The following is a 23,625-nucleotide window of genomic DNA, read 5'->3' on the forward strand; positions in this document are numbered from 1 at the left end:
CAAGTTGCAACTCAATGCGTAATTCGACGCGCGGCAGCGCTACTGCGTTGCAACCTCACGTGTCTAGACTGTGCTCCATGGCGACCCGCGACCCCGCACAGAAGGCGACGGCAGACCTCGACCGGCTGACCTCGGCATTCACCCAGGCCAAGGAGGAGCTGGAGTCTGCCCGCGCCCCGCTCCACGAGGCGATCGTCCGGCACCTCAAGGCGCGTAGCGCTCCACCGGGCAAGATCGCGGAGCACACCCCCTACGACCGCAACCACGTTGGGCGGATCGCCAAAGCTGCCGGAGTGCCTCCGCTGCGCGGCCCGGACGCCGGCCCCGCCCCGGTCTACGACGACAAGACGGAGGCCAAGGCCCTCGCGGAGCTGGACCGCCTGACGGCCGAGTACGAGCAGGCGGACGAGGGCGTCGAGGAGGCGCGCAAGCCCCTCCAGGTCGCCATCGTCAAGTACTACGCGGACCGCACGCTGACGCCCGGGGTGATCACCCAACACTCCCCGTACGACCGCAACCACGTTGGGCGGATCGTCAAGGCTGCCGGCGCCCCGTCCATCCGCGGCTAGGCGGTGTCTCTTCGATCACGTAGCTCGTTGTTCTGGTCATGCTGAGCAGGGGGGACCTGACGGACGGCGAGTGGGCTGTGCTGAAGCCGCTGCTGCCTGTGAGCAACAACCGGTGCGGCCGCTGGCGGGATCACCGCCAGGTGATCAACGGGATCATTCACCGTCTCAGCACCGGCGTGCAGTGGCGTGAACTGCCTGAACGCTTCGGCCCCTGGAAGACGGTCCATAAGCGGCACGCGCTGTGGTCGGCCGACGGCACCTGGGAGAGGCTCCTCCAGCACGTCCAAGCTGTTGCCGACGCCGCGGGCGACATCGACTGGGACGTGAACGTCGACTCCACCTCCGTACGGGCCCACCAGCACGCCGCCGGAGCGCCCAAGAACCCACCGCCCGTCCCACCCGGATCCTCAAAAGGGGCGCCACGAAGATCAGTTCACGTGCACGCGCACATCACCCTGCGGCTCTTCCTGGAGGAGGCGGTGCGGCAGGCGAAGCCCTCGGCCGCTCCCGCGGGGGACTGACTACCAAGATCCATGTTGTTGCGGAGGGCCGCTGCCGCCCGTTGTCCTTGCTAATCACGCCGGGGCAGCGGGCGGACTGCACCCAGTTCGAGCCGGTCATGGACCAGATCCGCGTTGCCCGCGCGGGGCTCGGGCGTCCCCGCCGCACCCCGGACAGCGTCGGTGCCGATAAGGCGTACAGCAACCGCAAGATCCGCACCTACCTCCGCAAACGCGGCATCCGGCACGTCATCCCGGAGAAGAAGGACCACAAGGCCGCCCGTTTGCGTCGGGGTTCACGCGGTGGCCGCCCTCCAGGCTACGACAAAGAGCGGTACAAAGCTCGCAATACGGTGGAGCGGGCCATCGGAAAGCTGAAGCAGTTCAGAGCCGTGGCAACGCGCTATGACCAGCGAGGATACGTCTACCTCGGTACCGTCACCGCGGCCGCACTCCTCATCTGGCTCCGGTCCTAACCGGGAGGGACTCGGGGTCGGGCATGCACCCGCGACCGGGCCCGCCGCCCAAGCGACGTGGGATCATGCGGCCGGGTGGTACTCCATCTCGTACTCATCGCCCACGAGGCTGGTGCGCTCGAACCCGGCCTTGCGATAGAACGCCTCAGCACGGCTGTTGTCCTCGTGCACGAACAACCGGACCCGACTCAGACCCTTCCGTGCCAGCGACCAGCCGACGGCGGTGCGAAGCAGGGCTGGCGCCACGGTGCCACCCCGGTGTTCCTCCCGCACGAATACCGCGACAACATGAGCTTGCTGCTGCTCAACGAGCTCGCCAGTGAAGTCCTGCGCTCCGGGCTCTTCAACCAGCACCGTCATCGTGCCCGCCCAGTCGCCCTTGGGTCCCTCGGCCACGAACTGACATCGGTGCGGCTCTCCTTCAGCGCCCCTGGCGGTGCGGTCCTTCCAGAACTTCTCGGATTGGGCCTGGGCTTGTTCATAGGTCTCCAGAAACGCGATAGGGGCTACCGGATCTCTCAGCGCGGCCAGTCGAAGCTCCTTAACAACAGGCCATTCATCTACCCGCACTTGCCTGATCACGTAGTCACCACTCATGCCGCCCATGGTTCGATCGGCCACAGCACGCCTGCAACTGATTTGAGCTCAGCAGAGCCTGCACCACCTAGATCGGGGAGACACCGCCTAGAGAGGCCGAAAGTCCGGGGGCGGCGAGGGGTCTATTTCTTCCACGAGATGGTGGTGGATGGTTCTCCGTCCGTCTCGGCGGTAACGAGTACACGTTCCACGGAGTGGGTGACGTAAGCGCGTCGGATCTCTACGGGTAGGTCGTGGTCCCACTGGTGGCGGGCGTGGCGTGGTGAGACAGGAAAAGGCTGGTGGATCTCGCCGCCTTCCGCGAGCAGGATTTCCTGTGCGAGGGCGAGTTTGCGCAGGGATTCGGCAGTGAAGACGCGGTCGATGATGGCTTCAGCGACGCGACTTTCCAGAAGTTCCATCCCGATCGTCACGCAGTTGTCAGGGCACTGATAGTGATCAACGTTGGTGGTGAGGTTGAGGTTGCAGGCACCGCACCGAGCGATGCCGGCCAGGAGTGCTTCGTCACCGGTGGAAGCCGGTTGCTGTAGCGCAGCGGTCGGCTCTGGGGTAGAGCGGCGCGGCAGGGTTTGGGGGATGAAGTCCACGGTGAGCAGATCTGGTCGGCTGGCGGGGACCATGAGCACGCATTCCCAGATGACGTAGGGCCCCTGTGCCGTGCGCCAGACGAGACACTGTCCGTCGGGTTGGCCGGCATCGGGGCAGGCTGTCTCCCACAGCCCTGAGGGAAGGCCCGCGCGAAGAGACTGCAGTTCTGGGGCGTCGGGGTCGGCGGTCAGCGCGTCTCGCAGTGCAGTGGTGTAGGCGGCTGCGGCGTCCTCCCAGTTCGCCAGACGGTGCCGAGCCTCTTCCTGGAGCAAGACCCATCGCAGCAGGCTCGCCCCGGGAGCGGTGCATTCCGGCAGTTGGTCGGCGAAGAACCGGTTGCAGTCCACTACGCGCCAGGTGTGGTCGACGACGAGCGCGGGATAGGGCTTCGCGTGCAGGAGGGCACGCTCACCGTCGGACAGAGGGGTTCCCGGGAAAGCGAAACAAGAGCGTTGGTCCTTCGGGATATTCAAGGCGTCGAGAACGGTGGAGAGTGCGCGACTTCCTGGCCAACCGCGGCTCGATTCCAGCATGGTGTAACGAAGTTCAGAGATTCCCGCGGCCTGGGCGACCTGCGCAGCGGACAGCCCCTCTTGCATGCGGTAAGAGAGGAGAACTTCTTGGATGCTGGTGGAGATCACGTCATTTCCTTCAGGTGGTGGCGGAGGAGACACCCGGCGTCCAGGCCGCGGCCCCCGTGCAGGGGAAGTCGTGGCAAGGCTCAGTCGGCCGGGCTGTGCGTGTCGGTGTAGCGGCGAAAGGCGAGGACGGCATTGTGGCCGCCGAATCCGTAGGAGTTGCTCAGCACCAGATCCCCCCTCTTTGGCAGGGGCCGTGGTGCGCCGGCGACGATGTCGAGGTCAATACCGTCGTCCGGGTTGTCGCAGCCGATCGTCGGCGGGATCAACCGGTGGTGCAATGTCAGGATGGTGGCGACCGCCTCCACCCCGCCGGCAGCACCTTGGAGGTGGCCCAGAGCGCCCTTGGGCGCCGTGACGGGTATGTTCGCGCCGACTCCGAACACCTCCCGCAGGGCGAGGGCTTCGGCGGCGTCGCCGGCCGGGGTCGCGGTGGCGTGTGCGTTGATGTGAGCCACCTCGTGCGGGCGCGTCCTGGCATCAGCCAGGGCCTTGCGCAGGGCATCGACGATGCCCGCTCCGTCGGGCCGTGGGGCGACCATGTGGTGGGCGTCGGCTGACAGGCCCCAGCCGGCGGCCTCGCCGTAGATCCGGGCACCGCGGGCGCGGGCGTGTTCCTCCGCCTCCAGGATCAGAACGCCGGCTCCTTCGCCGAGCACGAACCCGTCGCGTGCCTTGTCGAACGGCCTTGATGCCGCCTGCGGCCCCTCCGTGCCGGGGGACAGGGCCCGCATGGCCGTGAAGGACGCCATCACCGACGGCGTGATCACCGCTTCCGTGCCGCCCGCGACCACGATGTCCACGTGGCCGTCCCGGATCCGGTCGATGGCCTGACCGATCGCCTCCGTCCCCGAGGCGCACGCGGACACGACGGTTCGCGCCTCCCCGCGCGCACCGAGGTCGACAGCCACCTGGGCCGCCGCGCTGTTCGGCACCACCATGGGCGCAGTGTGCGGGGAGACGAACCGCGCGCCACGTGCGCAGAGGGTGTGATCGGCAGCGACGAGCACCGGAGCTCCGCCGATGATCGTGCCCATGGACACCCCAACGCGCCCGGCCTCCAGTGCCGCGTCCGGGATGTCCTCGAAACCGAATCCGGCATCTGCCCACGCCTCGCGGGCGGCGAGTACAGCGAACTGGGCACAGCGGTTCATGGTCCGCATCTCGCGGCGTGACAGCAGTTCCGTCGGCTCGACGGCGGCGGGAGCGGCGATACGCACCGGGAGCTCGGCGAACTCCTCGTCGTGAAGCTGCTGAACTCCGCACCGGCCCTCCAGCAGCCCCTGCCACGTGGCGGCCGCATCCCCGCCCAGCGGCGTGATGGCCCCCACACCCGTGACGACCACACGGCGCCGGCCTCCCAGCGGAGGCTCTGCACTGGCAGACGAAGGGGGAATTGCAAGGTTTGTGATGTCTGCCACTGCTTATCTTTCGAATTTCTGCGTTCGTGTTGCCTGCGAATCATAGGCCAACTAGTCCTTGATCGTAAATTCGCCCGTTTTTGCGGAGAGTGTGCCGATCGCGGTGGAGGCCGTCACGGAGAAGCCGGCCTACCGATGTGCCACCTGGCCCTCGGGTGGCGGTCGTAGCTCTGCCGGGGGCTGGGAAGCCGTCGACGGAGGTGGAACAGAAGACACTGGCTGTCGTGGCAGGCCAGACTGTGAGTAGGTGATGGAGGTGAAGGGATGAGCGTTGCCAGCTTTACGCACCACGGGCCCTGGACCGTCGAGGACGTCTTGGGCCTGCCCGAAGACCGGACCGTCCGCTACGAGCTGCTGGGGGAGTCGCTCGTGATGTCCCCCGCCCCAGGCCTGCGCCATCAGCGCGCAAGCTTCCGGCTCCACGTCGCCCTGGACGCGGCCGCCCGTGCTGCCCGCGCTCCGGTGGAAGTGCTGGAGGCCATCAACGTCATCCTGCCGTCCGGCCTGGTCGTGCCGGACATCGTCGTCGCCGACGTGGGCGCGACCGCCGAGGACGGCGTCAGCATCGACGCCGACGCGGTGCAGTTGGTCGTCGAGCTCGTCTCACCCGGCAACAAGATCATGGACCGCAAGCTCAAGCCCCTGCTGTACGCGGAGGCCGCGGTCCCGCACTACTGGCGCTTGGAGTTCGACCCGGCCCCGCGCCTGATCGTCAGCGAGCTGGACGGCGGCCGGTACGTCGAAACGGCGACCGCCCTGCCGGGCACCGTGACCCGCATCAAGGAGCCGTTCCTCTTCGAGATCGACCCGGCCGGGCTTGCCCAGCCGCAGCACAGAGGCTGAGCCCCAACCCCCTGCTGGCCTGCTGGGCCGAACGGGGGAGTCCGGCTGTCAGCTGGCGCGATATCGTGGAGCGCCTGATGACCGCTGACTTTCATGATCTGGCAGGAGTGCCCCGCGTGGCCGAGGACCCCATCGCGCACACGAGCTCGATGCACTGGCCCGCCGTGTCGAGGCGGTCGAAGACCGCGTCGAAGCGCTGCAGGTGCAGTCGGGCGGCAACTTCGCGGCCGTGATCGAGGGACAGGCCGCGCTCCGACGTGAGGTCCGGGACGGCTTCACCAAGGTCAGCGCTCGCTTCGACGCCCTTGAAACGAAGTTCGACGCTCTTGAGACGAAGATGGACCGCAATCAGGCGCAGATCGTCGAGCTGCTGACCGCGTTGGTCGGCAAGAACCCGAACGAGAACTGATCATCCTGCTCGTGGTCGGTACGGCCGTCACCACATGCCGGATGACGAGCTGAGCCGACGGATACAGAAAGCTGCCCGGACCTGAGGTCAGGTCCGGGCAGCTTTTCGTTGTCGGCTCAAGCGGCAGACACCGGCCGCGGTGGAGGCGCTGGTGCGGGAGAGGGGAGGGCTTGGAGTGCGGCGAAGTGCCGGCCGGCGACGGATCCGGGGCCGAGGAGCAGGCTGCCCGGCGTGAAGTGCGGTTCGCCCAGGTGCCGTTCAAGGGCCGGCAGGTAGGACCAGCGCACGCTCGGGTGGGCCGAGTGGGCGTAGTGGTGCAGGTCTCCGTATGGGAGCCAGGTCACTGCGGCGATACAGGCCAGGAGCCGGTTGCGTGGGTACAGGCGCAGGCAGCGGCCGGCCTCCCCCCAGGCCGGGGCACCGGTGCGGGGCTCGGGGTTGAACCAGGTGTGCTCGGCGAGCAGGCTCATCCAGGCGAGCTGCGGATACAGGAGCAGGCGCAGGACGAGGCGCCTGCGACCAGGCCTGGCCAGTCGCCGATCAGGTAGCTGGTGGCTGCGGGTACGGCGGCGAAGGCGGCCAGGTGGCCTGTGGTGGGGGAGTGTGGCTTCGTCGGTGTAACGCGAGAACGGTTGATGCCGAGTTCGGGCAACAGATGTTGATCAAGCGGGTCCAAGATGTTGTCGAGTCCGAGAACGCCTCGTCGGCGTGTCGGCCGAACCCGGTGCTTGCCCCGCGGTCGGTCTATGAGGCCAAGGCGGCGCGGTGACAGAAGCAGTGGCCTGAGCTGACCGTGCCGGACTGGCCATCCGCAGACATCACGGCGCCTTCAGACCTCGACCGCGTTCATGACCGGATCTCACCTCGCGTGCCGGGCCGATGAGGTCATCGGGGTAGCTTGCGAAGTCTCCCGGAGGCGCCGAGCGGAGGTCTTCGATGCCGTAGCGCATGACTTGGGAGTGCCAGGCGATCTGCCGCTGCCACCCTTGAACCGGCCGTTTTGGGCGCCCTGCTTGGCGCGGCCGAACTCCCACTTGTGGGTGGAGTCGATGTCGATGAAGGTCACCTGGACGGCGCCGGGGAGCAGCCTGGCCTATGTCACCATCTGGGGCATGAACCAGCGGTGAATTGGGGGAAGTTGGAGAGCAGGCCCGTGGGCGAACGAGCGCAGTAGCGTGCGCCAGGCGACGCGCCCGGCCATCTGGTCACGCACTTCCAGCGACGTTGCGGCCGGGCCTCTTCCTACCCTCTGTCGCCATGCCTGCCGAGTAGTCGTTTTGTTCCCACTTCGTTACGTTTTCGTAACCCCAGATAACACAACCGTGATCCGACGGTCAATGGTCTGATCTTCGCCCGCCCGCATCTTCGGGATCTCTCGCGGAAGATGCGGGCGGGCCCCCGCTCATATCGATCCACAGAACTCAGTAAAATCATCAGGAGAAGAAGTGCTGCTGACCATCGCCGCATTGCTCGGCTTGGGGGGCGCTATCACGGCTATGGGAGCCCAGGGCCCCTTGAAGAGACTCAGCTGGGCCATTGCTGCTATTTCCCTGGGCGCTCTCTTGCTCACCTTCCTGCTGGGCCCGGTGGCGATTTTGGTCGCCGTCAGTGCCTATGGTGTCGCACTGGCCGTCTTTCCCCCCTTCGCACGCTCATCACACACGGCCCTGGTGCGGTGGTTGCTCACTGTCCTGCTGGCAGAGGTGAGCCTGACCACGTACTTCATCGCCACAGAGACCGACATGATCGCCCTGTGGCTCATGCTCTTCGGACCCGGCACGCTCGCTTCGGCGGCCCGGCTGACAACAGAGGCGCGCCAGCACAGCGGTACGGCACCGCGGGACTAGAGCGTGTCTCTTTGATGGGCTGGTTGGTTGATCGGATGTGTCTCTCCGGCTGCTGATCACTGATGCGATGTGGGACCGGATCGAGCCGTTGATGCCGGCTCATCCGGCCCGTGGACGACGCTGGGCAGACCATCGCCGGACTCTCGAAGCCATCGCGTGGAAATACCGCACCGGCTCACCATGGTGATGTCCCACAAACCGGAGCCGGTGGCGGTCTACCGGCCTGGTTCGCGGCCCGGAATCGCGGTTGCTGACCAGATCACTCCGTTACGGGCAGGCACTCGGTGAGCAGGTCGATGACGTCGTGCCAGGCTCGCTGCGCGTGCTGTGGGTGGTAGCCGACGCCGGGACGCACGGTGTGGTCGACCGGTGGATGGTGGAAGGCGTGAAGGGCTCCCCCGTAAACCACGAGGCGCCAGTCGACGCCCGCGGCCTGCATCTCTGCGGTGAACGCGTCCCGTTGGGCGGGCGGCATGATCGGGTCTTCCGACCCGACCCCGGCCCACACCGGGCAGCGGATGCGCGCCGTCTCGCCCCGTCGGCCTGTGGTCAGTGCGTTGACTGTGCCGATCGCGCGTAGGTTGACGCCGTCGCGCCAGTCTCCGCCCCGGCCAACTGCGACAACGTCACCTGAGACCAGCCGCGAATCCAACAAGGTCACGTGAGACAGCGAGAACGTTGCGAGAGACGGGACAGGGGAAGACAACCGTCCTCTGGACTGATCTGTCAGCAGGCATGAAGTCGGCGCGCGCCTGTGTCACCCTCAGCTCAGAGCATCATTGTCATGAATGCGCTATTTGGGTCAGGTCGGTAGCCCGTAAATGGCGCACAGTAGGAAAACCCGAATTTCTCGTACAGTTTCCGGGCGGGCAAGAAGAACTCTCCGGCGCCGGTCTCCAAACTTAGCCGAGTGAACCCCATGCGCCGGGCCTCTGCGATGATGTGCTCCAGCAGCAGGGATGCGATCCCGCTCCGCTTGTGTGTCGGCGTGGTGCGCATCGACTTCAGCTCCGCGTGCCCCGCGTCCAGCCCCTTGATCGCGCCGCAGCCCACCAGGGTGTCGCCGTCCAGGACGGACCAGAACGTCATCTCCGGCCTGCGGAGCTCGTCGAGATCGAGGGCGTGCTTGCTCTCCAGCGGCGTGACGGACCGCATCTGCTGGACGTGCTCGTCGAGGAACCGGGCGATCTCCGGGCCGGACAAGTCGTCTACCACGATCTTCACTTCGTTTGCCCTTCCTTGGGACTCTCGGTGCCGCGGGTGCTCCGTCGTGTTGCCCATCCTGCCTGAGGTCGGGGGTGCTCTTCGGGGCGTTCGGCGAGTTCGACCCGTCACCCGGCACCCGTCACCCGGCGCTGGACAGCAGCGTGTGGAAGCAATCCGCCCCGAACTCGAGCGCCGAGACAGCGATGCGTTCGTCAGGGCAGTGCAGCCGGTCGCGGTAGACCGTCTCCGGTTCGTGCAGCAAGGGCATCCATCCGAAGCACTGGATGCCGAGTCGGCTGCTGAAGAGACGGGCGTCGGTGGAGGCGGTGGTCACGATCGGCAGCGGCACGCCGTCCGGGTCCTTGGCCTTGAGCACGTTGGCGAGCCTGTCGTAGAAAGTGTCGAGTCGCGGCGGCGGGCTGAGCTCACCCTCCACGAACAGTTCCAGTTCCAGCTCCGGTCCGACCCGTTCCCGCAGCAGCCCAATGAACTCCTCGGTGGTGAAGTCGCCGGGCAGCACACGGCCGTCGAGTTCGACCGTGATCTCCGTCGGGTGCACATTCGTGCCTGTGCCGCCCCGCAGCACGGTGACACTGACGGTGTGTTGGACGATCGAGCGGAGGTATCGGACGGTGGACTCGTCCAACCCGTCGAGGACGCTCGGGTCCCTGGGGTCGATCCGGAAAGCATCGACCCGTTCGCTGATGTCCGGCGGCAAAGCGTTCGCCAGCTCTTTCAGCATGCGGTCCACGACCGGCGTGTGCTCGACGCCCAGCCCGCCGTCGGCGAGCGATTCGAGCAGCCTACGGAGCTTGTTGACGGCTCCGCTGCCGGAGGCCACACGGGAGGCGTGCCCGCCCAGCCCGCGCAGCGTCACCCGCACCCAGCACGTGCGCTTTTCGGCGACCACGATGGGGTGCAGGCGCGCGTACCGGCCGAGCCCGAGTTCGGCCCCGCCGTCCTCGCCGATCGCATACCGCACCCCGGCGAACAGCTCCGGATGTCGCTCGACGAGGAAGCGGGCACCAACCGTACTGCCGGTCTCCTCGTCGGGCATGACGGCTAGGACGACGTCCCCGGCCGGCACGTCGCCGCAGGCCCGCATCCGGAGTAGGGCCGCCATCATCATGGCGAGATGCCCCTTCATGTCGACGGCCCCGCGCCCCCAGAGCTCTCCGTCGACGATCTCGCCCCCGAAGGGCGGCCGGGTCCATGCCTGACCCTCGACGGGGACAACGTCGACGTGCGCATGGAGCAGCAGCGGCGGCTCAAGCCCGCGGCCGGGCAACCGGGCGACGAGATTGGGGCGGCGGGGGTCGGACGCCAGGGTCCGGGTCTCGATACCGGCGCCGTCGAGCACACCGCGTATCCACTGGACGCACTCGGCCTCGTCACCGGGCGGATTCACCGTGTTGAACCGGATGAGCCGCTGCGCGATCCACACCGGTGACGTCCCCGGCACCGCCGAGGATCCGGTCGCCCCGGGAGGCGGAGAGGCCGGTGAGTGTTGTGGTTCCGTTGTGCTCACGATCATTGCTCCTTGGCCGGGGCGGGCCCGGCGGTCGCGGCAGATGCCTGGGCGTCCTGTAGCCGGGTCAGCGCCTCGCGCATCAGCGGTTCTCTGTGGACGAGCGCGATCCGTACATGCCCCGCACCGGGATTTGTCCCGTCCGCCCCCTCGTCGGCGAGATACCGGCCGGGCATGACGGTGAGGGCCTGTTCCCGCCAGAGCCGACGAGCGGTCTCCTCGTCGTCCGCCACGGGAAGCCAGAGGAAGAATCCGGCGTCCGCCCGGCGGTAGCCGGAGACGTCGCGCAGTAGCTCGTCCGCCAGCGCCCAGTTGGCCGCCAGGCCGGACCGCGCTGCGGACACATGCCCGTCGTCCGTCCAGAGGGCAGCGGCAACGGCGTTGACGGGCGCGGGTGTCGATACACCGCACGCCCGGTTGTAGGCGGCGTACGCCGCCACGCTCGCGGGGTCGCCCGCGGCGAACCCGCTGCGCAGCCCTGGTGCTCCCGACCGCTTGGAGAGGCTGTGCAGCACGAGGTGCGGGACGGGCTCGACGCTGTCGTCGGCGACCAGGGACAGATATCCGGGTGGCAGCCGCCCGTACGACACGTCTGTGTAGCACTCGTCGACGATGAGCCACGCCCCCGCCATCGCGGCGGTCTTGGCGAGCGCGCGCAGCGCGTCGGGCGGGAGGATCTCTCCGCGCGGATTGCCCGGGTTGCACACGACGATCGCCGTCGCGCGTCCGCCGGCCGCGCGTACGGACGCCTCAACGGGTGAAATGTCTCCCGGCCGGTCCAGCGTGTAGAAGACCGGGCGCGCACCCACCGCTTCCGAGGCCGCGGGATAGGTCGGGTAGTAGGGGTTCGGCATGACGACGGAGGGGACGCCCGCCCCCCAGTGCCGCGCCGCAGCCAATGCGATCGCCACGGCCACCGCCTGCTTCGTGCCGGGGGTCGGTTCGACCGCGGTCCTGCCGTCGCCCAGGCTCTCCCGTACCCCGAACCGGCGCTGAAGCCAGCCGGTGTACGCGGCCCGCAGCTCGGCGGAGCCGCCGAGCTGCGGGTACCGGGTCCAGCCCGCTGGCTCCGCCAGGAGCGCCGGCTCGATCGCCGGTGCCGCCAGCCGGGACTCCCCGAGATGCAACAGGACGGAGTCGAGCCCGTCGGGCGGGGAAACGCCATCAAGCAGTTCCCGCAGACGGGCGAAGGCGCTGCGGACAGGGCTGCTCATCGCTCAGTCTCGCACCAGGTCGTTCAGCGCCGTCTTGCCGCGTGTCCGCTCGTCCGCGTACTTGACGATCACCGCCGAGTAGACGGAGATGTTCGGCCGGTCGCGGTCGGCGCGGGCGCCAGCGACGACCACGGCGTTCTCCGGCACCTCCCCGTAGCACACCTCGCCGGTCGCCCGGTCCATGATCGGCGTCGAGCGGCCCAGGAAGACGCCCATGCCGATCACCGCGCCGCGCCGTACCCGGACGCCCTCGGCGATCTCGCTGCGGGCCCCGACGAAGACCTCGTCCTCGATCACGACGGGATCGTCGCCGATCGGCTCTAGTACGCCGCCCAGACCGGCACCGCCCGAGATATGGCAGCGCTCGCCGACCTGTGCGCAGGAGCCGACGGTGGCCCATGTGTCGATCATGGTCCCCGCGCCGACGTAGGCGCCGATGTTCACGAACGACGGCATGAGTACGGCACCCGGCGCGACATGGGCGCCGTGCCGGACCACCGCGCCTGGTACGACGCGGACCCGGGACTTCTGGAAGTCGCTCTCGTCCCAGTCCTCGAACTTGAGCGGAACCTTGTCGAAGGTCCGGGGCTGTCCCGGGCCGCCCTTCACCACCGTGTTGCGGTGCGTCAGAAACGATAGGAGGATCAGCTTCTTGACGAAGGTGTCCACCACCCAGGAGCCATCCACGGGACTGGCCGCCCGCAGCTCACCGCGGTCAAGCGCCGCCAGACCGGACTCGATGTGCGGGGTGAGGGCGAGGAGCTCCGCCTCGGTCAGGTCGGAACGCCGCTTGAAGGCGTCCTCGATCGGTGTCCTGATGTTCGCACTGCTCACTTCGGTTCTCTTGCTTCCTGTGTGGGAGCCGGCCCGCCGCGCGACAGCACGGGCTGCGGCTGCCAGCGGGCGGTGGCGAGGTAGTCGTCGAAGGTCTCTGCCCGTCGGATCTCGACGATGTCCCCATCGTCGGTCAGCAGCAGTTCGGCCGGCCGCAGCCGCCCGTTGTAGGTGAAACCCATGGAGTGCCCGTGGGCGCCGGTGTCGTGGATGAGGGCGAGGTCTCCGACCGCTGGGTCGGGCATGGGCCGGTCCACGGCGAACTTGTCCATGTTCTCGCAGAGCGCGCCCACCACGTCGACGCGCACCTCGGGTCGCCCTGAAACAAAGGGCAGGCTCAGGTGGTGGTAGGCGCCGTAGTATCCCGGTCGCATGAGCGCGGACATCGACGCGTCCAGTCCGACGATCTCCCGTGCCTTACGGGAGCGGTTGATGACGCGCGTCACGAGGATTCCATGGGGTCCTGTGACATAGCGTCCGCACTCCATCAGGATCCGGGGCCCGCTTCCGGGAAAGCAGCGCCGCCGTGCCTGGATGACGGCGTCCGCATAGGCGGTGAAGTCGAACGGCTTGTCCTCGGGCCGGTACGGGATGCCCAGGCCGCCGCCGATGTTGACATAGTCGAGTGTGATGTCTGCCGCGGCGGCCACCCGGGCGCCCAGTTCGATCACGTCGACCGCGGCCCGCGCGGCCCGGTCGACGTCCAACTCGTTGGCGCTGATCATGCCGTGAATGCCGAAGCGGGTTGCTCCTCTACGACGGGCCTCCCGGTAGACGTCGACGAGTTCCCCGGCGGGAACGCCGAACTTCGTGTGGGCGGCGTCCCCCATGAGGGCCGAACCGGCCGCCAGGCCGTGGGGTGAGACCCGGAAGGCCACGGTCTCAGGCAGGGTGCGCACTCTTTTGAAGAAGGCCCGGTCATCGAATGTGATCAGGGCCCCGGCCTCGAGTGCCTGCTCGTACTCCGCAAGCGAGGTGTTGTTAGACGTGAACACCACGTCGTCCCCGACCGCGCCGACCCGACGGGCCAGTTCGAGCTCGACAGGCGAAGCGCAGTCGAGGCCGCTTCCCTCGGCCAGGAGAAGGGACAGTACGGCAGGGTTCGGCAGGGCCTTGACGGCGAAGTACTGCTGCATCGGTACGCTCGCGTAGGCTTCCACCATGCCTCGGTAGGTGTGGGTGATGCCACGAGCGTCGTAGATGTGGAACGGAGTGCCGTACGCGGCGACAATCTCCTTGAGTATCGGCAGAAGCCTTCGGGCGAACCCATCCGAAATGGGCAATGTTCCCCCTCCTTCCTTCCGGACCTGGACGCGTCGTCTACGGGACGCGCACGACGCAGATGGTGCGATTCCGCATTCCGCTGATGGGGCGCAGGTACGGGAAGTAATAGCTCTCCACGGAGGAGAACCCAAAGGACGCCAGGCTCTCCTGGAGGTAGTCCTTGGACAGGAACCAGAAGTCCTGGACACGTTGGTGCGGCTCGAAGGCAGCATCACGGTCGAACGGGGCGTCGTTGGAGAACACCAGGTGGGCGCCCGACTTGAGGTTGAGGCTCACCAACTTGCGCAGCGCGGGCCGAATCTCGTCCCCCGCGTCGAAGAGGTGACCGAGGAACCCGTCCGCGTAGACCGCGTCGGCCCCGGCGACGTCCTCCGGCCGCAGCGCGTAGTAGTCGGCGACGAAGGCGTCGACGCCCTTCTTCCGGGTGAGTTCGACCGCTTCCTCGTTGACGTCGATCGCACGCACCGAGCGCTCCTGAGCGGCCAGGTCGCCCTCGACGAAGCCGTTGCCGCACCCGAGAGAGAGGACGCTCGCGCCCTTCTCGGTCAGCGACATCAGCTTGAGCAGTATGTGAGACCGGTACTCGGGGACATACGTGGAGGGGGTGACGGAGTCGTTGAAGGCCCCGCCGCGCTCCCAGATGGCGTAGATGGTCTCGTCGGCCTGGTAGGCAGGTCGCAGGTCGGTGTAGTACTCGCGGACCACATCGAGATTCTGTTTTTCCTCGATCATCATCGTCCTCCTAGGCGGCGGAGCCGTCGGTCGTGTGGATGTGCTCCTGCGTGTATTCGACCGACCTGGCGGGCAGTCGGCGCAGCTCGGCGACGAGCGCCCGCAGCGGGGCGTCTGCGGCTGGACCGAAGTTCCGGTGCACTGAGACCGCCGCGTCGGCCCGGTCGGCGAGCAGCGTGTCGGCTAGGACCCGGGCCAGCGAGCGCAGGCCGGCCAGGACGGCCTCGGAATCACCGGTCAGGCGGGGCCCGTTCTCCTCGTCGAGGAAGAGGGCGCCCAACTGGACGAAGTACGACAGCTGCAGCAGCATGCCGTCGCTGTCGGGGAAGTGGCCGAGGCCACGGTCGACGTAGCGCAGGCACTCCGCCAGGTAGTAGGCGATGACGTCGGCCGGCGCCAGACCGAACTTCGGTGCCCATACATCGGCGAGGATCACGATGCCGAAGACATCGGCGGCGACCTCCTGGAGGACGACGGAGGCCCAGCGGTCGGCCGCGTTCAGGCCCTTGTAGTCGGTGGCCGGACGGTGCACGCAGTGGCCCAGCTCGTGGCTGAGCACGCCCAGCACCGGGATGGCGTCGAAGAGTTTGTCGCTCGGGTTGAACTTCGTAGTGGTGTCCACGTAACGGGCCGCCAACGGCGCCGAGATGTTCTTCAGCAGCGCACGGTGCGTGTTGCCGAAGTAGAACGTCTTCTTGAAGGGCGAGTACTTGACGCCTTCGTCCTCGGGTAGGAAGTAGGCGATGTGCTTGGGGTGCAGGTTCCCCTCGCCCGCCATGTGGAAGAGGTGGGTCGCGCCGAACGCCGGCACGTCGCCGAGGCGGAGATCGGCATGGAGGCCCCGCAGGTACCCCTCAACCTCGCCCCGGTCCTCCAGGGCCCGCTCCACGAGGGCCTGGCCGCTCGCGTCTCGACGGCAGGCGAATGCCGTCGGGAGGCCCTTGACCTCCTTGCCGTACCAGGTGGAAATCTGGCCGGATACGACGGTGAACTCCTCCTCAAGAGTGGCGAGTTGCCTGAGAGTCTCGTCGTTGTAGCCGTCCTGGACGGCGGCGGCGCGGAGGGTGACGGCTCGGCGGTCGTCTTCACCCGGCAGGTGTGCGCCGACGGCGCGCATGGCGTCCGCGATGGGCTGCGGGTCGTTGAAGCGGCGGCGAGCGGGAATACCGATCTCCTTGACCTTCTGCCACTCCGCCTCCACCGCGGACTTCAGCACGGTGAGGCTGCGCAGGAAGTCAGGTCCGAAATCCGGGGTGTGCTCCGCGAAATTCAGGCACGATATCTCGTAGCTGGAGGAGGGCGGCCAGAAGGGGCTGCGGTGCTTGTGATAGGTGCCCGCCTTGTCGAGGTTGTGCGCGTAATCGAAGCGATCGACTGCGAATTCTTCAGACATTGGGTTTCCCGTTCTGGGGAAGCATGTTCCGGTCACCGTCGGCTACTTGAGCGTGAAGAGTCTGTTCTCGCATTCCCATTCACGAATGGTCGCGTGGTCGTCCTGGAGGACTGCGACGTCGGCATGAGTCATGAAGACGATGCCGGGACTGGAGAAGAGATCGGTGGTGACGTCCACGCGGTCGCCGGGGGCGGGGGCCTTCTGGAGCCAGGTCCGGCTGCTGAGCGTCGCGAGCAGTTCGGTGTAGAAGGACTCCTTCACCACGCCCGTCCGGCCGGAGATGAACTGGACCTGCCACAGCGGGTACCGGTGGTTCCGCTGCATTCCGGCGAATCGCCCGGCGTACGCCTCGCCCTCGACGACCAGGTTCGCGACCAGGTCGAGCATGCTGATGCCGACCGTGTAGTTCGCGGCGGGGCGGTTGAGCCCGCCGGACAGGCGCGTGGCGCATTCGATGAGCGTCGGGCCCTCGTTGCCGACCATCAGTTCCGTGTGGTGGGCACCCCAACGGATGCCGAGCGCGTCGAGCACTCCGTGGACGTACTCGACGATCGGCCGCGTCTCGGACGTGGTGGGGTCCAGCAGGACACTGCGGTCGTAGATCAGTCCCGCGCCCGGCACCTGGATCTTGTCCGTGCGCCAGATCTCCGTGATGACATGTCTACCGTTCCCGCTGATTCCGTTGACGAAGTACTCCTGCCCAGTGAGAAAGCGCTGGGCGAGCACCGCATCGTTGCGCTCACCTATCTGATTGATGGCTCCGTAGAGACGACGGAACGCCGTTTCCAGTTCGGCCTCACCCTTGCAGACGGTCACGGAATCCGTACCCGCGCTCGCCTGGGGCTTGAGAACCACCGGCCAGTTCCCGGTCCGTGCCCAGTCGAGGAGCCCCTCGAAGTCCCGGCCCAGGAAGTGGTCCATGCTGCGCAGTCCCGCCTTCTTGAGGCGGTTGTGCATTTCGTACTTGTCCCGGTGGGAATTGCTGTCCGCCGGGTCGTTCCCTGGAAGTCCGAGCTCGTCGGCCAGCAGGTCGGCGACGATGACCCCGCTCTCCGTGCCGGGCAGGACAGCCGAAGGGCCGTAACTTTCCAGCGCCCGAGCGAGACCGGCGACGTCGCCCTCGTAGGCGAACTGATCGATGTACGCATCCGGGTCGAAGGTGGCCTGATAGTAAGGAGGAACATTGCTCAGGGCGGATACGTGGATACACCTCCAGCCGTGCTCGGCCATGACGGCCGGCATCTGCGATCCGGAAGAATATCCGTCGACCACTACCAGTACCTTCTGCTTTGTCGCGCTCACTCCAGCTTCCCCTTGTGGATCATTCGCGTGCCGTAGACGGTGAATACCGCGACCACGGCACATCCGGCGGCGGATGCGACGGACCAGTCCATCCGGTCGTCGAATCCCTGGAACAGATAGGTCAGGATCGGGGCCAGCGAAAGTAGCGCGGCCACCGTGAACGGCTCGGAAAGGATGATTCCGCGCTGGAGCGGCCAGAGGGGCGCGATGACTCCAAGTACGGTGGCAATCGCGAGCAGACCGGCCTGCGAGGTACCCCCGACCGAAAGACCGGGCCCGGCCAGGGCGAGCCCCGCCGCCACGAGGAGCAGCAGATGGAAACGGTGCGTCATGATTCGCGTGGCGCTCCACGCCCGCTCCGCCAGTTGCTTCGTGGCCACGGTGTTCAGCGCCTGGGAAACACCGCCGACCACCGCGGCCAGCAGTCCGACCACGGAGGCCGCGACGCTGACGTCCTTGAGCCCTGACTGCCCGGTGAACGAGGCCCAGGCCAGCAGCCCGGCGCCCAGCAGGACGCCGGTGGCCGGCACATAAATCCAGCCGGAGAACCGCCGCTTGCGCAGAAAACGCTCCAAAACGATAGTGCACAGCGGACCCAGTCCACCCATAATTGCGCTCACGATGGCCGGCTCGATGAAATGCAGTGCATAAAAGTAGCCGATCCAGTTGAAGGCGCTGGTCGTATTCAGGATCAGCAGCGGTACGACCGACCGTCTGTCGATTTTCAGTGCGCGCAGCCCGTTCCGTGCCACCAGCAGAATTCCGAAGAACACGCTGCTGACGAAGAAGCTCCAGAATAGGAACGTGAACGGATGCATGCTCTGCAGCAGATTCCCGGAGAACACCGCATTGGCGTTCGCTAGGACGAGGAAGGTCGAGACATAGGCGATTCCCAGTGTCGACGAGCCCTTTTTGGGCGGAACCCCGGGAGCGTGTTCCGACTCCGCGCGGGTCTTCGTCTCAGTCATCCAGGTGCCTCTCCATGAAGATGCTGAGAGGGTCGTCACGGTAGGAGCCGAAGGGTCCGCGCTCGGCGTACCCGAAGGTGCGGTACAGGGCGATGGCCTCGGGCTGGGCGACGCCCGTCTCCAGTCGCATGGTGCGGACGCCCTCGACGCGAGCTGCCGACTCAAGGGCGGCGAGCACTTGGGCGCCTACGCCCTGCCGACGGGCACCAGTGTCGACACACATCCGCTTGATCTCGCCGGTACGGTCCGGATACAGCACCACGGCCCCGCACGCGAGCGGGGCGCCCGACGCCTTGGCACGGGCCACCAGGAACCGTACGGACGGCGAGCGCAGTTCCTCGACGTGCAGCATGTGGACGCTCTCCACCGGGTACAGCTCGTGCGCGTACTCCTCCGACCGGCGCAGCATCCGGGCCACTGTCGGCTCTTCCGGGTCACCGGGGGTGACAGTGAACGACCGGTCGGCTACCCCTGCTCCGGTGACGTCCCCCGTCATGCGGCCCCCTTCCGGTGGTCCTCCAGCACCAAGGCCGCGCCCTTCTCGCCGATCATGAGGCTGGCGGCGTTGGTGTTGCCCGAGACGATGGTGGGCATGACGGACGCGTCGATCACGCGCAGTCCAGCCACGCCGTGCACACGCAGCCGCTGGTCAACCACGGCGTCGGCGTCGCTGCCCATACGGCAGGTGCCGACGGGGTGGTACGAGGTGTCGCCGTGGTCGCGCGCGTACGCCAGCAGTTCCTCGTCCGTCCGGACCCCGCGGCCCGGCGTCAGCTCGTACTCGCGGTAGGGGGCGAGACTGGGCCCCTCGACGATTCGCCGGGCGATCCGCATGCCGGCCACGAGCGTGGTCCGGTCGAGTTCCGTGTCGAGGAAGCGCGGCCGGATCGCGGGCGGCGTCAGCGGGACGCGGGAGCGGATGTGGATGGAACCCTTCGACTCGGGACGCAGCTGGTACACGCCCACGGTCATGCCGGGGGAGGTGTCGAGACGCCGGGTCGATCCGGCGCCGTAGCTGGCCGGGGCGAAGTGGAACTGGATATCGGGGCGGGTCTCCTCCTCCGCGGACCTGACGAAGCCGTAACCCAGGGCGATGGGCAGGCTCAGCAGCCCGCGCCGGTTGCGTACGTACTCGGCGACCTCCCGGACCAGGCCGAGTCCACGGGACCGCTCGTTGAAGGTGATCGGCTGCCGCACCCGCCAGCGCAGCCGGGCGGCGAAGTGGTCCCGGAAGTTCTCGCCGACACCGGGGAGGTGGTGGACGACGGGCACTCCCACGGCGGCGAGGGTCTCCGCCGAACCGATACCGGAGAGTTCCAGCAGCTGCGGCGACTGCACCGTACCCGCGCTGACGATCACTTCACGGCGGCAGACGGCCCGATGGACCTCGCCCTTATGCCGGAACTCCACACCGGTGCAGCGCTTGCTGGCGAACTGGAGTCCGCCGACGTGCGCCTCCGTCAGGAGGGTCAGGTTCGGGCGCTGCCGGGCCTGCTCCAGATAGGTGCCGGCCGCGGAGGAGCGGCGCCCCTCCGCGTGGTTGACCTGGTAGTAGCCGAAGCCTTCCTGGTCACCGGAGTTGTAGTCCGGGTTCTCCGGATAGCCGGCCTTGACGGCCGATTCGAGGAAGGCGTTACACAGTTCGTCTCGTTCACGCGGGAGACCGACCGAGATCAGGCCGGTCCGGCCGCGGTTCTCGCCGCCGATCTCGGGCGCGCGCTCAAGGCTCTTGAAGTAGGGAAGCACATCCGCCCAGGACCAGCCGGGGTTGTCGAGCGCCGCCCAGTCGTCGTAGTCCTCCTTCTGGCCGCGGACGTAGATCATGCCGTTGATGGCGTTCGACCCGCCGAGGAGCCGGCCTCGGGGAATCCGCACGCTGCGTCCTGCGATGGTCGGATCGGCGTCCGTCTCGAAACACCAGTCATACTTCGGATTGCCCATCAGCACCGTCTCGGCCGCCGGGATGGAGAGGAGCGGGCTGTGCCGCTCGCTGCCCGACTCAAGCAGCAGCACACTGATCGACGGGTCCTCGGTGAGCCGCCCTGCTAGCACACAGCCCGCGGCGCCCCCACCGACGATGATGTAGTCGTGCGTCTTCATGACCGACCCGCTCACGCCGCGACGGAGGCCGACCGACGGCCCGAGATGGTGGTGCGGTGCATCAGGCGTGTGTGCGCGACATCGTCGTAGTAGGTCGCCCGGTGCATCGCGCTGCGGTTGTCCCACAGGACGATGTCGCCCGGCTGCCACTTGTGGCAGTAGGTGAACTGGGGCTGGACAGCGAACTCCTGGAGGAATGTGACCAGGGGGAGGCTCTCCTCCTCGGACATCCCCTCGATCCGCCACGGTACGTTGCCGCCGACCATGAGGGCCTTGCGGCCAGTCTCCTCGTGGACACGGACGACGGGGTGGGGCACGTCGCCCCACTCGGCACGTTCCTCGGCGGTGGGCGCCGGGCGGTCGGGGTAGTTGTACGGACGGGACTGGACCCGGCTGATGATGACCTTGAGGTTCTCGACGCGGTTCTTGACGGACTCGGGCAGGGCGTCGTAGGCGGCGTACATGTTGGCGTACCAGGTGTCGCCTCCGACCGGCGGCACCACACGGGCGTGCAGCATCGAGCCGACCGGCGGATCGGTGAGGAAGTGGCCGTCGCTGTGCCAGACACGGCCGCTGTACGCCGAGCCCACCGGCTTCCCGTCCTTCTTGAGATTCGACAGGATCAGGATCTCGGGGTGCTCGCCGTCGCCGAACCGCGAGCGGGTGTACATGTATATCTCGCCAAACCGCTTGGTGAACGCGATGTGCTGCGCGGGGGTCATGGTCTGGCCCCGGAACAGAAGAATCGTCGTGTCGAGCCATGCCTTGTAGACACGCTCGAAATCGCGGTCGGAGATGTCGCCCGCGACGTCGATTCCGCGTACTTCAGTGCCGATACCGTCGGTGATGGGTACGAGCTCAAGCATGAAGGATCTCCCTTGGGTTTCCTACGGGGGATGAGGTGCTCACGAGGTGCTCCGGCGAGCGTCAGCCGAGCGACACCCCGTATTCGTCGACCCAGTTGTGCAGCTCTACCAGTTGGATCAGCAGTGCGGCCTGGTTCGATCCGCCCGGCAGCTCCGAACGGATCGCGTTGGCGCTGATCTGCTGGATGAGCCCGTTCATCCTCGCGGTATCGAATATTCCGGCCAGGGGAGATGCCTCGTCGTTGACGATCCACGACGCCTCGCGGACGAGTGTCCGGTCGTAGGACGGATTCTGGACGTGCGGGTAGGCGCTCTTCTTCCGACTGGCGGTGCTCGGCGGAAGAACATCCGCCATGGCCGCCTTGAGCAGGCCCTTCACGCCGCCCCGCGACTTCATGGCCCACGGTACGTTCCACACGTACTCGATCAGCCGGTGGTCGCAGAACGGCACCCGTACATCCAGGCCGAGCGAGGCGCTCATGCGCTCCTTGCGGTCGAGGATGACAGCGAGCGGCCCGGAGAGGCCGAGGTAGAAGATCTCCCGCATCCGCGCGTTCTCGGCGTCCTCGCCGGGCAGCCGGGGGACGTCCGACATCAGCTGGGAGTACCGCGCGAGTTCGTCCTCCTCCGGCTTGATCAGTGCGGTCAGTTCCGGGGAGAGATGGCGCGAGAGCCTGGGGCCGTCTCCGAGCCAGGGAAAGTGGCCGTGCTCGAACACGTCCTTTTTGAAGAAGTACGGGTAGCCGCCGAAGACTTCGTCCGCGGCCTCACCGGTCAGCGCGACGGTGGAGTTGTTGCGGATCTGACGGAAGAGCAGGTACATCGATGCGTCGAACTGGCCCCATCCCGGGAGGTCACGGGCCTTGCGGGTGGCTGGGATAACGTCCAGCAGGTCCTGCACCGTGGCGGTGAGGGTGTGGTGGCGGCTGCCCATGTACTCGGCGGCGGCTGCCGCGTAGGGAGCATCGATGTCCGGGCGCAGCTCGGTCGCCACGAAGTGCGCCAGGTCGCTCTCGAACTGCACGCAGTAGGTGTCGAGGGTCCGGTCGGCGCCGTCCTGGCGTAGTCGGCGGACGGCGAGCGCCGCTATCGACGTCGAGTCGACTCCGCCTGAGAGCATGCTGCTGAGTGGCCCGGCCGAGATCAGTTGGCGGCCGACGATGTCGTCCAGCAGATCCCGGACATGGCGTGCGGTGTCGTCGAAGGAGTCGCGGTGGGGTTCGCTGGTCAGCTGCCAGTAGCGGCGTCGCGTCAGACCGGACTCCGTGTATGTCAGCACATGTCCGGGTTGTACCTCGCGGAGCCCGGTCAGTGGTGTCTCGCCGGGCAGGGCCAGTCGAGGCTGGAGGGCGACCGGGAGCATATGGAGGTCGAGCCGCGCTTCGAAGCGCGGATTGGCCATGATGCCCTTCGGAACGGATGCGAAGAGAATGCCGCCAGGGTATTCGTAGTAGTAGAGCGGCTTGACACCCAGACGGTCGCGGCCGAGCAGGAGCTTTCGAGTTCGTCCGTCCCAGATCGCGAATCCGAAGGCGCCGTTGACACGGTCCACGCATCGGTCACCCCAGAGCAGGTATGCCTGGAGGAGAACTTCCGGGCAGGCGCCGGTCTTGAGGACCCCACCGGCGCCTTCGATTTCACGGGCGAGTTCCGGCAGATTGTAGATTTCTCCCGCGACGGCGACGGCCACCGTCTCCGCTCCGATTCGCTCCTGAAGGGGCTGCTCGGCCGGGACTTCGGAGGCGATAAGGGCTTGGTGGCCGAGTGCGGCATTCTGGGAAATCCAGGTTCCCTTGGCGTCAGGGCCACGGGTCTGCATCGCGTCCGTCATCGCATGGATGACACTTTCCTGCATGCTCAGATCATGACGAAAATCAATCCAGCCCACCAAGCCACTCACTAGATCATCTCCTGGGGCACGCTGTCCACCTCCGCCGAAAATGAGCAGGGTGGAGCGCAACGAGAAAGCGGAATCGGTAAGAGAGAAAAGGTAGGAAAGACGCCCGAGCGGCTTTCCCGGGGCAGCCTCCCCCTGATGACTACTGAACTTCGCCACGTGATGTCGCTGGCACGGCGGCCCCGGCCTGCGGCAATCAGCTACCGAGGTGCGACATCACGCGAAGATCATCAGTAACCCCAGCCGGTGTCGTTGATGTCGGCGGCGGTCGCCCGGCCCCAGCCCCTGTCATTCGAACCCGTTCCGGCCAGTGGGGCTGTGAGGCCAGCCACCACGGCCAGCGCCCCTCGAACAACAAGAATCTTACAAAAAAGCCTCATAACGCCCCCTGGCTGTTTCGGGACTTGACGATG

General features: G+C 67.0%; 22 protein-coding genes and 2 pseudogenes. 6 read left to right on the top strand and 18 right to left on the bottom strand.

Going from position 1 to position 23,625, the window contains the following annotated elements:
* Positions 1 to 77 precede the first annotated feature (77 nt).
* Positions 78 to 569, top strand: a complete 492-nt coding sequence (locus K9S39_RS30575) for a hypothetical protein (RefSeq protein ID WP_248866570.1) — start codon at positions 78 to 80, stop codon at positions 567 to 569.
* Between the two features lie 41 nt (positions 570 to 610).
* Positions 611 to 1,545 (top strand): IS5 family transposase gene (locus K9S39_RS30580; protein WP_406708172.1). Its coding sequence is split into 2 segments (ribosomal slippage): positions 611 to 986 and positions 986 to 1,545, totalling 936 coding nucleotides; the frame shifts between segments, so codons are not numbered across the junction.
* A gap of 63 nt (positions 1,546 to 1,608) precedes the next feature.
* Here K9S39_RS30580 and K9S39_RS30585 read toward each other — a convergent pair.
* The 3 genes from K9S39_RS30585 to K9S39_RS30595 form a co-directional block, all read right to left on the bottom strand.
* Positions 1,609 to 2,142: a GNAT family N-acetyltransferase gene (locus tag K9S39_RS30585; protein ID WP_319949594.1), complete on the bottom strand. Its 534-nt coding sequence runs from the start codon at positions 2,140 to 2,142 to the stop codon at positions 1,609 to 1,611.
* A 122-nt stretch (positions 2,143 to 2,264) separates the two neighbouring features.
* On the bottom strand, positions 2,265 to 3,371 hold the full coding sequence (locus tag K9S39_RS30590) for an MmyB family transcriptional regulator (protein ID WP_248866571.1): 1,107 nt from the start codon (positions 3,369 to 3,371) through the stop codon (positions 2,265 to 2,267).
* Positions 3,372 to 3,451: 80 nt separating this feature from the next.
* Positions 3,452 to 4,714, bottom strand: coding sequence for a beta-ketoacyl-[acyl-carrier-protein] synthase family protein (locus K9S39_RS30595; RefSeq protein WP_283113083.1), 1,263 nt, complete (start codon positions 4,712 to 4,714; stop codon positions 3,452 to 3,454).
* Positions 4,715 to 5,053: 339 nt separating this feature from the next.
* Between K9S39_RS30595 and K9S39_RS30600 the strand changes: the two genes are divergently transcribed.
* Both K9S39_RS30600 and K9S39_RS30605 read left to right on the top strand, forming a co-directional pair.
* Positions 5,054 to 5,632: a Uma2 family endonuclease gene (locus K9S39_RS30600; protein WP_248866573.1), complete on the top strand. Its 579-nt coding sequence runs from the start codon at positions 5,054 to 5,056 to the stop codon at positions 5,630 to 5,632.
* A 229-nt stretch (positions 5,633 to 5,861) separates the two neighbouring features.
* Positions 5,862 to 6,041, top strand: coding sequence for a hypothetical protein (locus K9S39_RS30605; RefSeq protein WP_248866574.1), 180 nt, complete (start codon positions 5,862 to 5,864; stop codon positions 6,039 to 6,041).
* Between the two features lie 116 nt (positions 6,042 to 6,157).
* Here the strand turns inward: K9S39_RS30605 and K9S39_RS30610 are convergent, their stop codons facing one another.
* Positions 6,158 to 6,511, bottom strand: coding sequence for a hypothetical protein (locus K9S39_RS30610; protein WP_248866575.1), 354 nt, complete (start codon positions 6,509 to 6,511; stop codon positions 6,158 to 6,160).
* Positions 6,512 to 7,486: 975 nt separating this feature from the next.
* Here K9S39_RS30610 and K9S39_RS30615 point away from each other — a divergent pair.
* Positions 7,487 to 7,888: a hypothetical protein gene (locus K9S39_RS30615; protein WP_248866576.1), complete on the top strand. Its 402-nt coding sequence runs from the start codon at positions 7,487 to 7,489 to the stop codon at positions 7,886 to 7,888.
* Between the two features lie 37 nt (positions 7,889 to 7,925).
* Positions 7,926 to 8,072 (top strand): annotated as a pseudogene (locus tag K9S39_RS30620) (transposase); the annotation flags it as partial.
* Positions 8,073 to 8,147: 75 nt separating this feature from the next.
* On the opposite strand, the pseudogene K9S39_RS30625 reads toward K9S39_RS30620, so the two are convergent.
* The 14 genes and pseudogenes from K9S39_RS30625 to asnB all read right to left on the bottom strand — a co-directional run.
* A pseudogene (locus tag K9S39_RS30625) lies at positions 8,148 to 8,483 on the bottom strand (dienelactone hydrolase family protein); the annotation flags it as partial.
* Between the two features lie 173 nt (positions 8,484 to 8,656).
* Positions 8,657 to 9,112, bottom strand: coding sequence for a GNAT family N-acetyltransferase (locus K9S39_RS30630; RefSeq protein WP_248866577.1), 456 nt, complete (start codon positions 9,110 to 9,112; stop codon positions 8,657 to 8,659).
* 121 nt (positions 9,113 to 9,233) lie between these two features.
* Positions 9,234 to 10,622, bottom strand: a complete 1,389-nt coding sequence (locus K9S39_RS30635; protein WP_248866578.1) for a M20/M25/M40 family metallo-hydrolase — start codon at positions 10,620 to 10,622, stop codon at positions 9,234 to 9,236.
* Between the two features lie 2 nt (positions 10,623 to 10,624).
* On the bottom strand, positions 10,625 to 11,836 hold the full coding sequence (locus K9S39_RS30640) for an aminotransferase class I/II-fold pyridoxal phosphate-dependent enzyme (RefSeq protein WP_248866579.1): 1,212 nt from the start codon (positions 11,834 to 11,836) through the stop codon (positions 10,625 to 10,627).
* A gap of 3 nt (positions 11,837 to 11,839) precedes the next feature.
* Positions 11,840 to 12,670: a 2,3,4,5-tetrahydropyridine-2,6-dicarboxylate N-succinyltransferase gene (locus tag K9S39_RS30645; protein WP_248866580.1), complete on the bottom strand. Its 831-nt coding sequence runs from the start codon at positions 12,668 to 12,670 to the stop codon at positions 11,840 to 11,842.
* Positions 12,667 to 13,953, bottom strand: a complete 1,287-nt coding sequence (locus K9S39_RS30650) for a diaminopimelate decarboxylase (RefSeq protein ID WP_248866581.1) — start codon at positions 13,951 to 13,953, stop codon at positions 12,667 to 12,669. Before K9S39_RS30650 ends, K9S39_RS30645 begins: the two co-directional genes overlap by 4 nt.
* A gap of 37 nt (positions 13,954 to 13,990) precedes the next feature.
* Positions 13,991 to 14,689, bottom strand: a complete 699-nt coding sequence (locus K9S39_RS30655) for a class I SAM-dependent methyltransferase (protein WP_248866582.1) — start codon at positions 14,687 to 14,689, stop codon at positions 13,991 to 13,993.
* 7 nt (positions 14,690 to 14,696) lie between these two features.
* Complete coding sequence (locus tag K9S39_RS30660) at positions 14,697 to 16,079, bottom strand: hypothetical protein (protein ID WP_248866583.1); 1,383 nt, start codon at positions 16,077 to 16,079, stop codon at positions 14,697 to 14,699.
* A gap of 42 nt (positions 16,080 to 16,121) precedes the next feature.
* Positions 16,122 to 17,381: an ATP-grasp domain-containing protein gene (locus tag K9S39_RS30665; RefSeq protein ID WP_248866584.1), complete on the bottom strand. Its 1,260-nt coding sequence runs from the start codon at positions 17,379 to 17,381 to the stop codon at positions 16,122 to 16,124.
* Positions 17,378 to 18,349 (bottom strand): DMT family transporter, encoded by a 972-nt coding sequence (locus K9S39_RS30670; protein WP_248866585.1) that lies wholly within the window; start codon positions 18,347 to 18,349, stop codon positions 17,378 to 17,380. Before K9S39_RS30670 ends, K9S39_RS30665 begins: the two co-directional genes overlap by 4 nt.
* Positions 18,342 to 18,845 (bottom strand): GNAT family N-acetyltransferase, encoded by a 504-nt coding sequence (locus K9S39_RS30675; RefSeq protein ID WP_248866586.1) that lies wholly within the window; start codon positions 18,843 to 18,845, stop codon positions 18,342 to 18,344. Before K9S39_RS30675 ends, K9S39_RS30670 begins: the two co-directional genes overlap by 8 nt.
* Complete coding sequence (locus tag K9S39_RS30680; RefSeq protein WP_248866587.1) at positions 18,842 to 20,464, bottom strand: GMC family oxidoreductase; 1,623 nt, start codon at positions 20,462 to 20,464, stop codon at positions 18,842 to 18,844. The genes K9S39_RS30675 and K9S39_RS30680 overlap by 4 nt, the downstream gene beginning before the upstream one ends.
* Positions 20,461 to 21,315, bottom strand: a complete 855-nt coding sequence (locus K9S39_RS30685; RefSeq protein ID WP_248866588.1) for a TauD/TfdA dioxygenase family protein — start codon at positions 21,313 to 21,315, stop codon at positions 20,461 to 20,463. The genes K9S39_RS30680 and K9S39_RS30685 overlap by 4 nt, the downstream gene beginning before the upstream one ends.
* Positions 21,316 to 21,376: 61 nt before the next feature.
* Positions 21,377 to 23,371, bottom strand: a complete 1,995-nt coding sequence (asnB, locus tag K9S39_RS30690; protein ID WP_319949595.1) for an asparagine synthase (glutamine-hydrolyzing) — start codon at positions 23,369 to 23,371, stop codon at positions 21,377 to 21,379.
* Positions 23,372 to 23,625: the final 254 nt, after the last annotated feature.

This window comes from Streptomyces halobius (assembly GCF_023277745.1).
GTDB classification, from domain to species: Bacteria; Actinomycetota; Actinomycetes; order Streptomycetales; family Streptomycetaceae; genus Streptomyces; species Streptomyces halobius.

Coding starts and splice junctions, on each gene's coding strand:
- K9S39_RS30575 (WP_248866570.1), top strand. CDS start 78: ATGGCGACCCGCGACCCCGCACAGAAGGCGACGGCAGACCTCGACCGG.
- K9S39_RS30585 (WP_319949594.1), bottom strand. CDS start 2,142: ATGAGTGGTGACTACGTGATCAGGCAAGTGCGGGTAGATGAATGGCCT.
- K9S39_RS30600 (WP_248866573.1), top strand. CDS start 5,054: ATGAGCGTTGCCAGCTTTACGCACCACGGGCCCTGGACCGTCGAGGAC.
- K9S39_RS30610 (WP_248866575.1), bottom strand. CDS start 6,511: ATGAGCCTGCTCGCCGAGCACACCTGGTTCAACCCCGAGCCCCGCACC.
- K9S39_RS30640 (WP_248866579.1), bottom strand. CDS start 11,836: ATGAGCAGCCCTGTCCGCAGCGCCTTCGCCCGTCTGCGGGAACTGCTT.
- K9S39_RS30655 (WP_248866582.1), bottom strand. CDS start 14,689: ATGATGATCGAGGAAAAACAGAATCTCGATGTGGTCCGCGAGTACTAC.
- K9S39_RS30660 (WP_248866583.1), bottom strand. CDS start 16,079: ATGTCTGAAGAATTCGCAGTCGATCGCTTCGATTACGCGCACAACCTC.
- K9S39_RS30670 (WP_248866585.1), bottom strand. CDS start 18,349: ATGACTGAGACGAAGACCCGCGCGGAGTCGGAACACGCTCCCGGGGTT.
- K9S39_RS30675 (WP_248866586.1), bottom strand. CDS start 18,845: ATGACGGGGGACGTCACCGGAGCAGGGGTAGCCGACCGGTCGTTCACT.
- K9S39_RS30685 (WP_248866588.1), bottom strand. CDS start 21,315: ATGCTTGAGCTCGTACCCATCACCGACGGTATCGGCACTGAAGTACGC.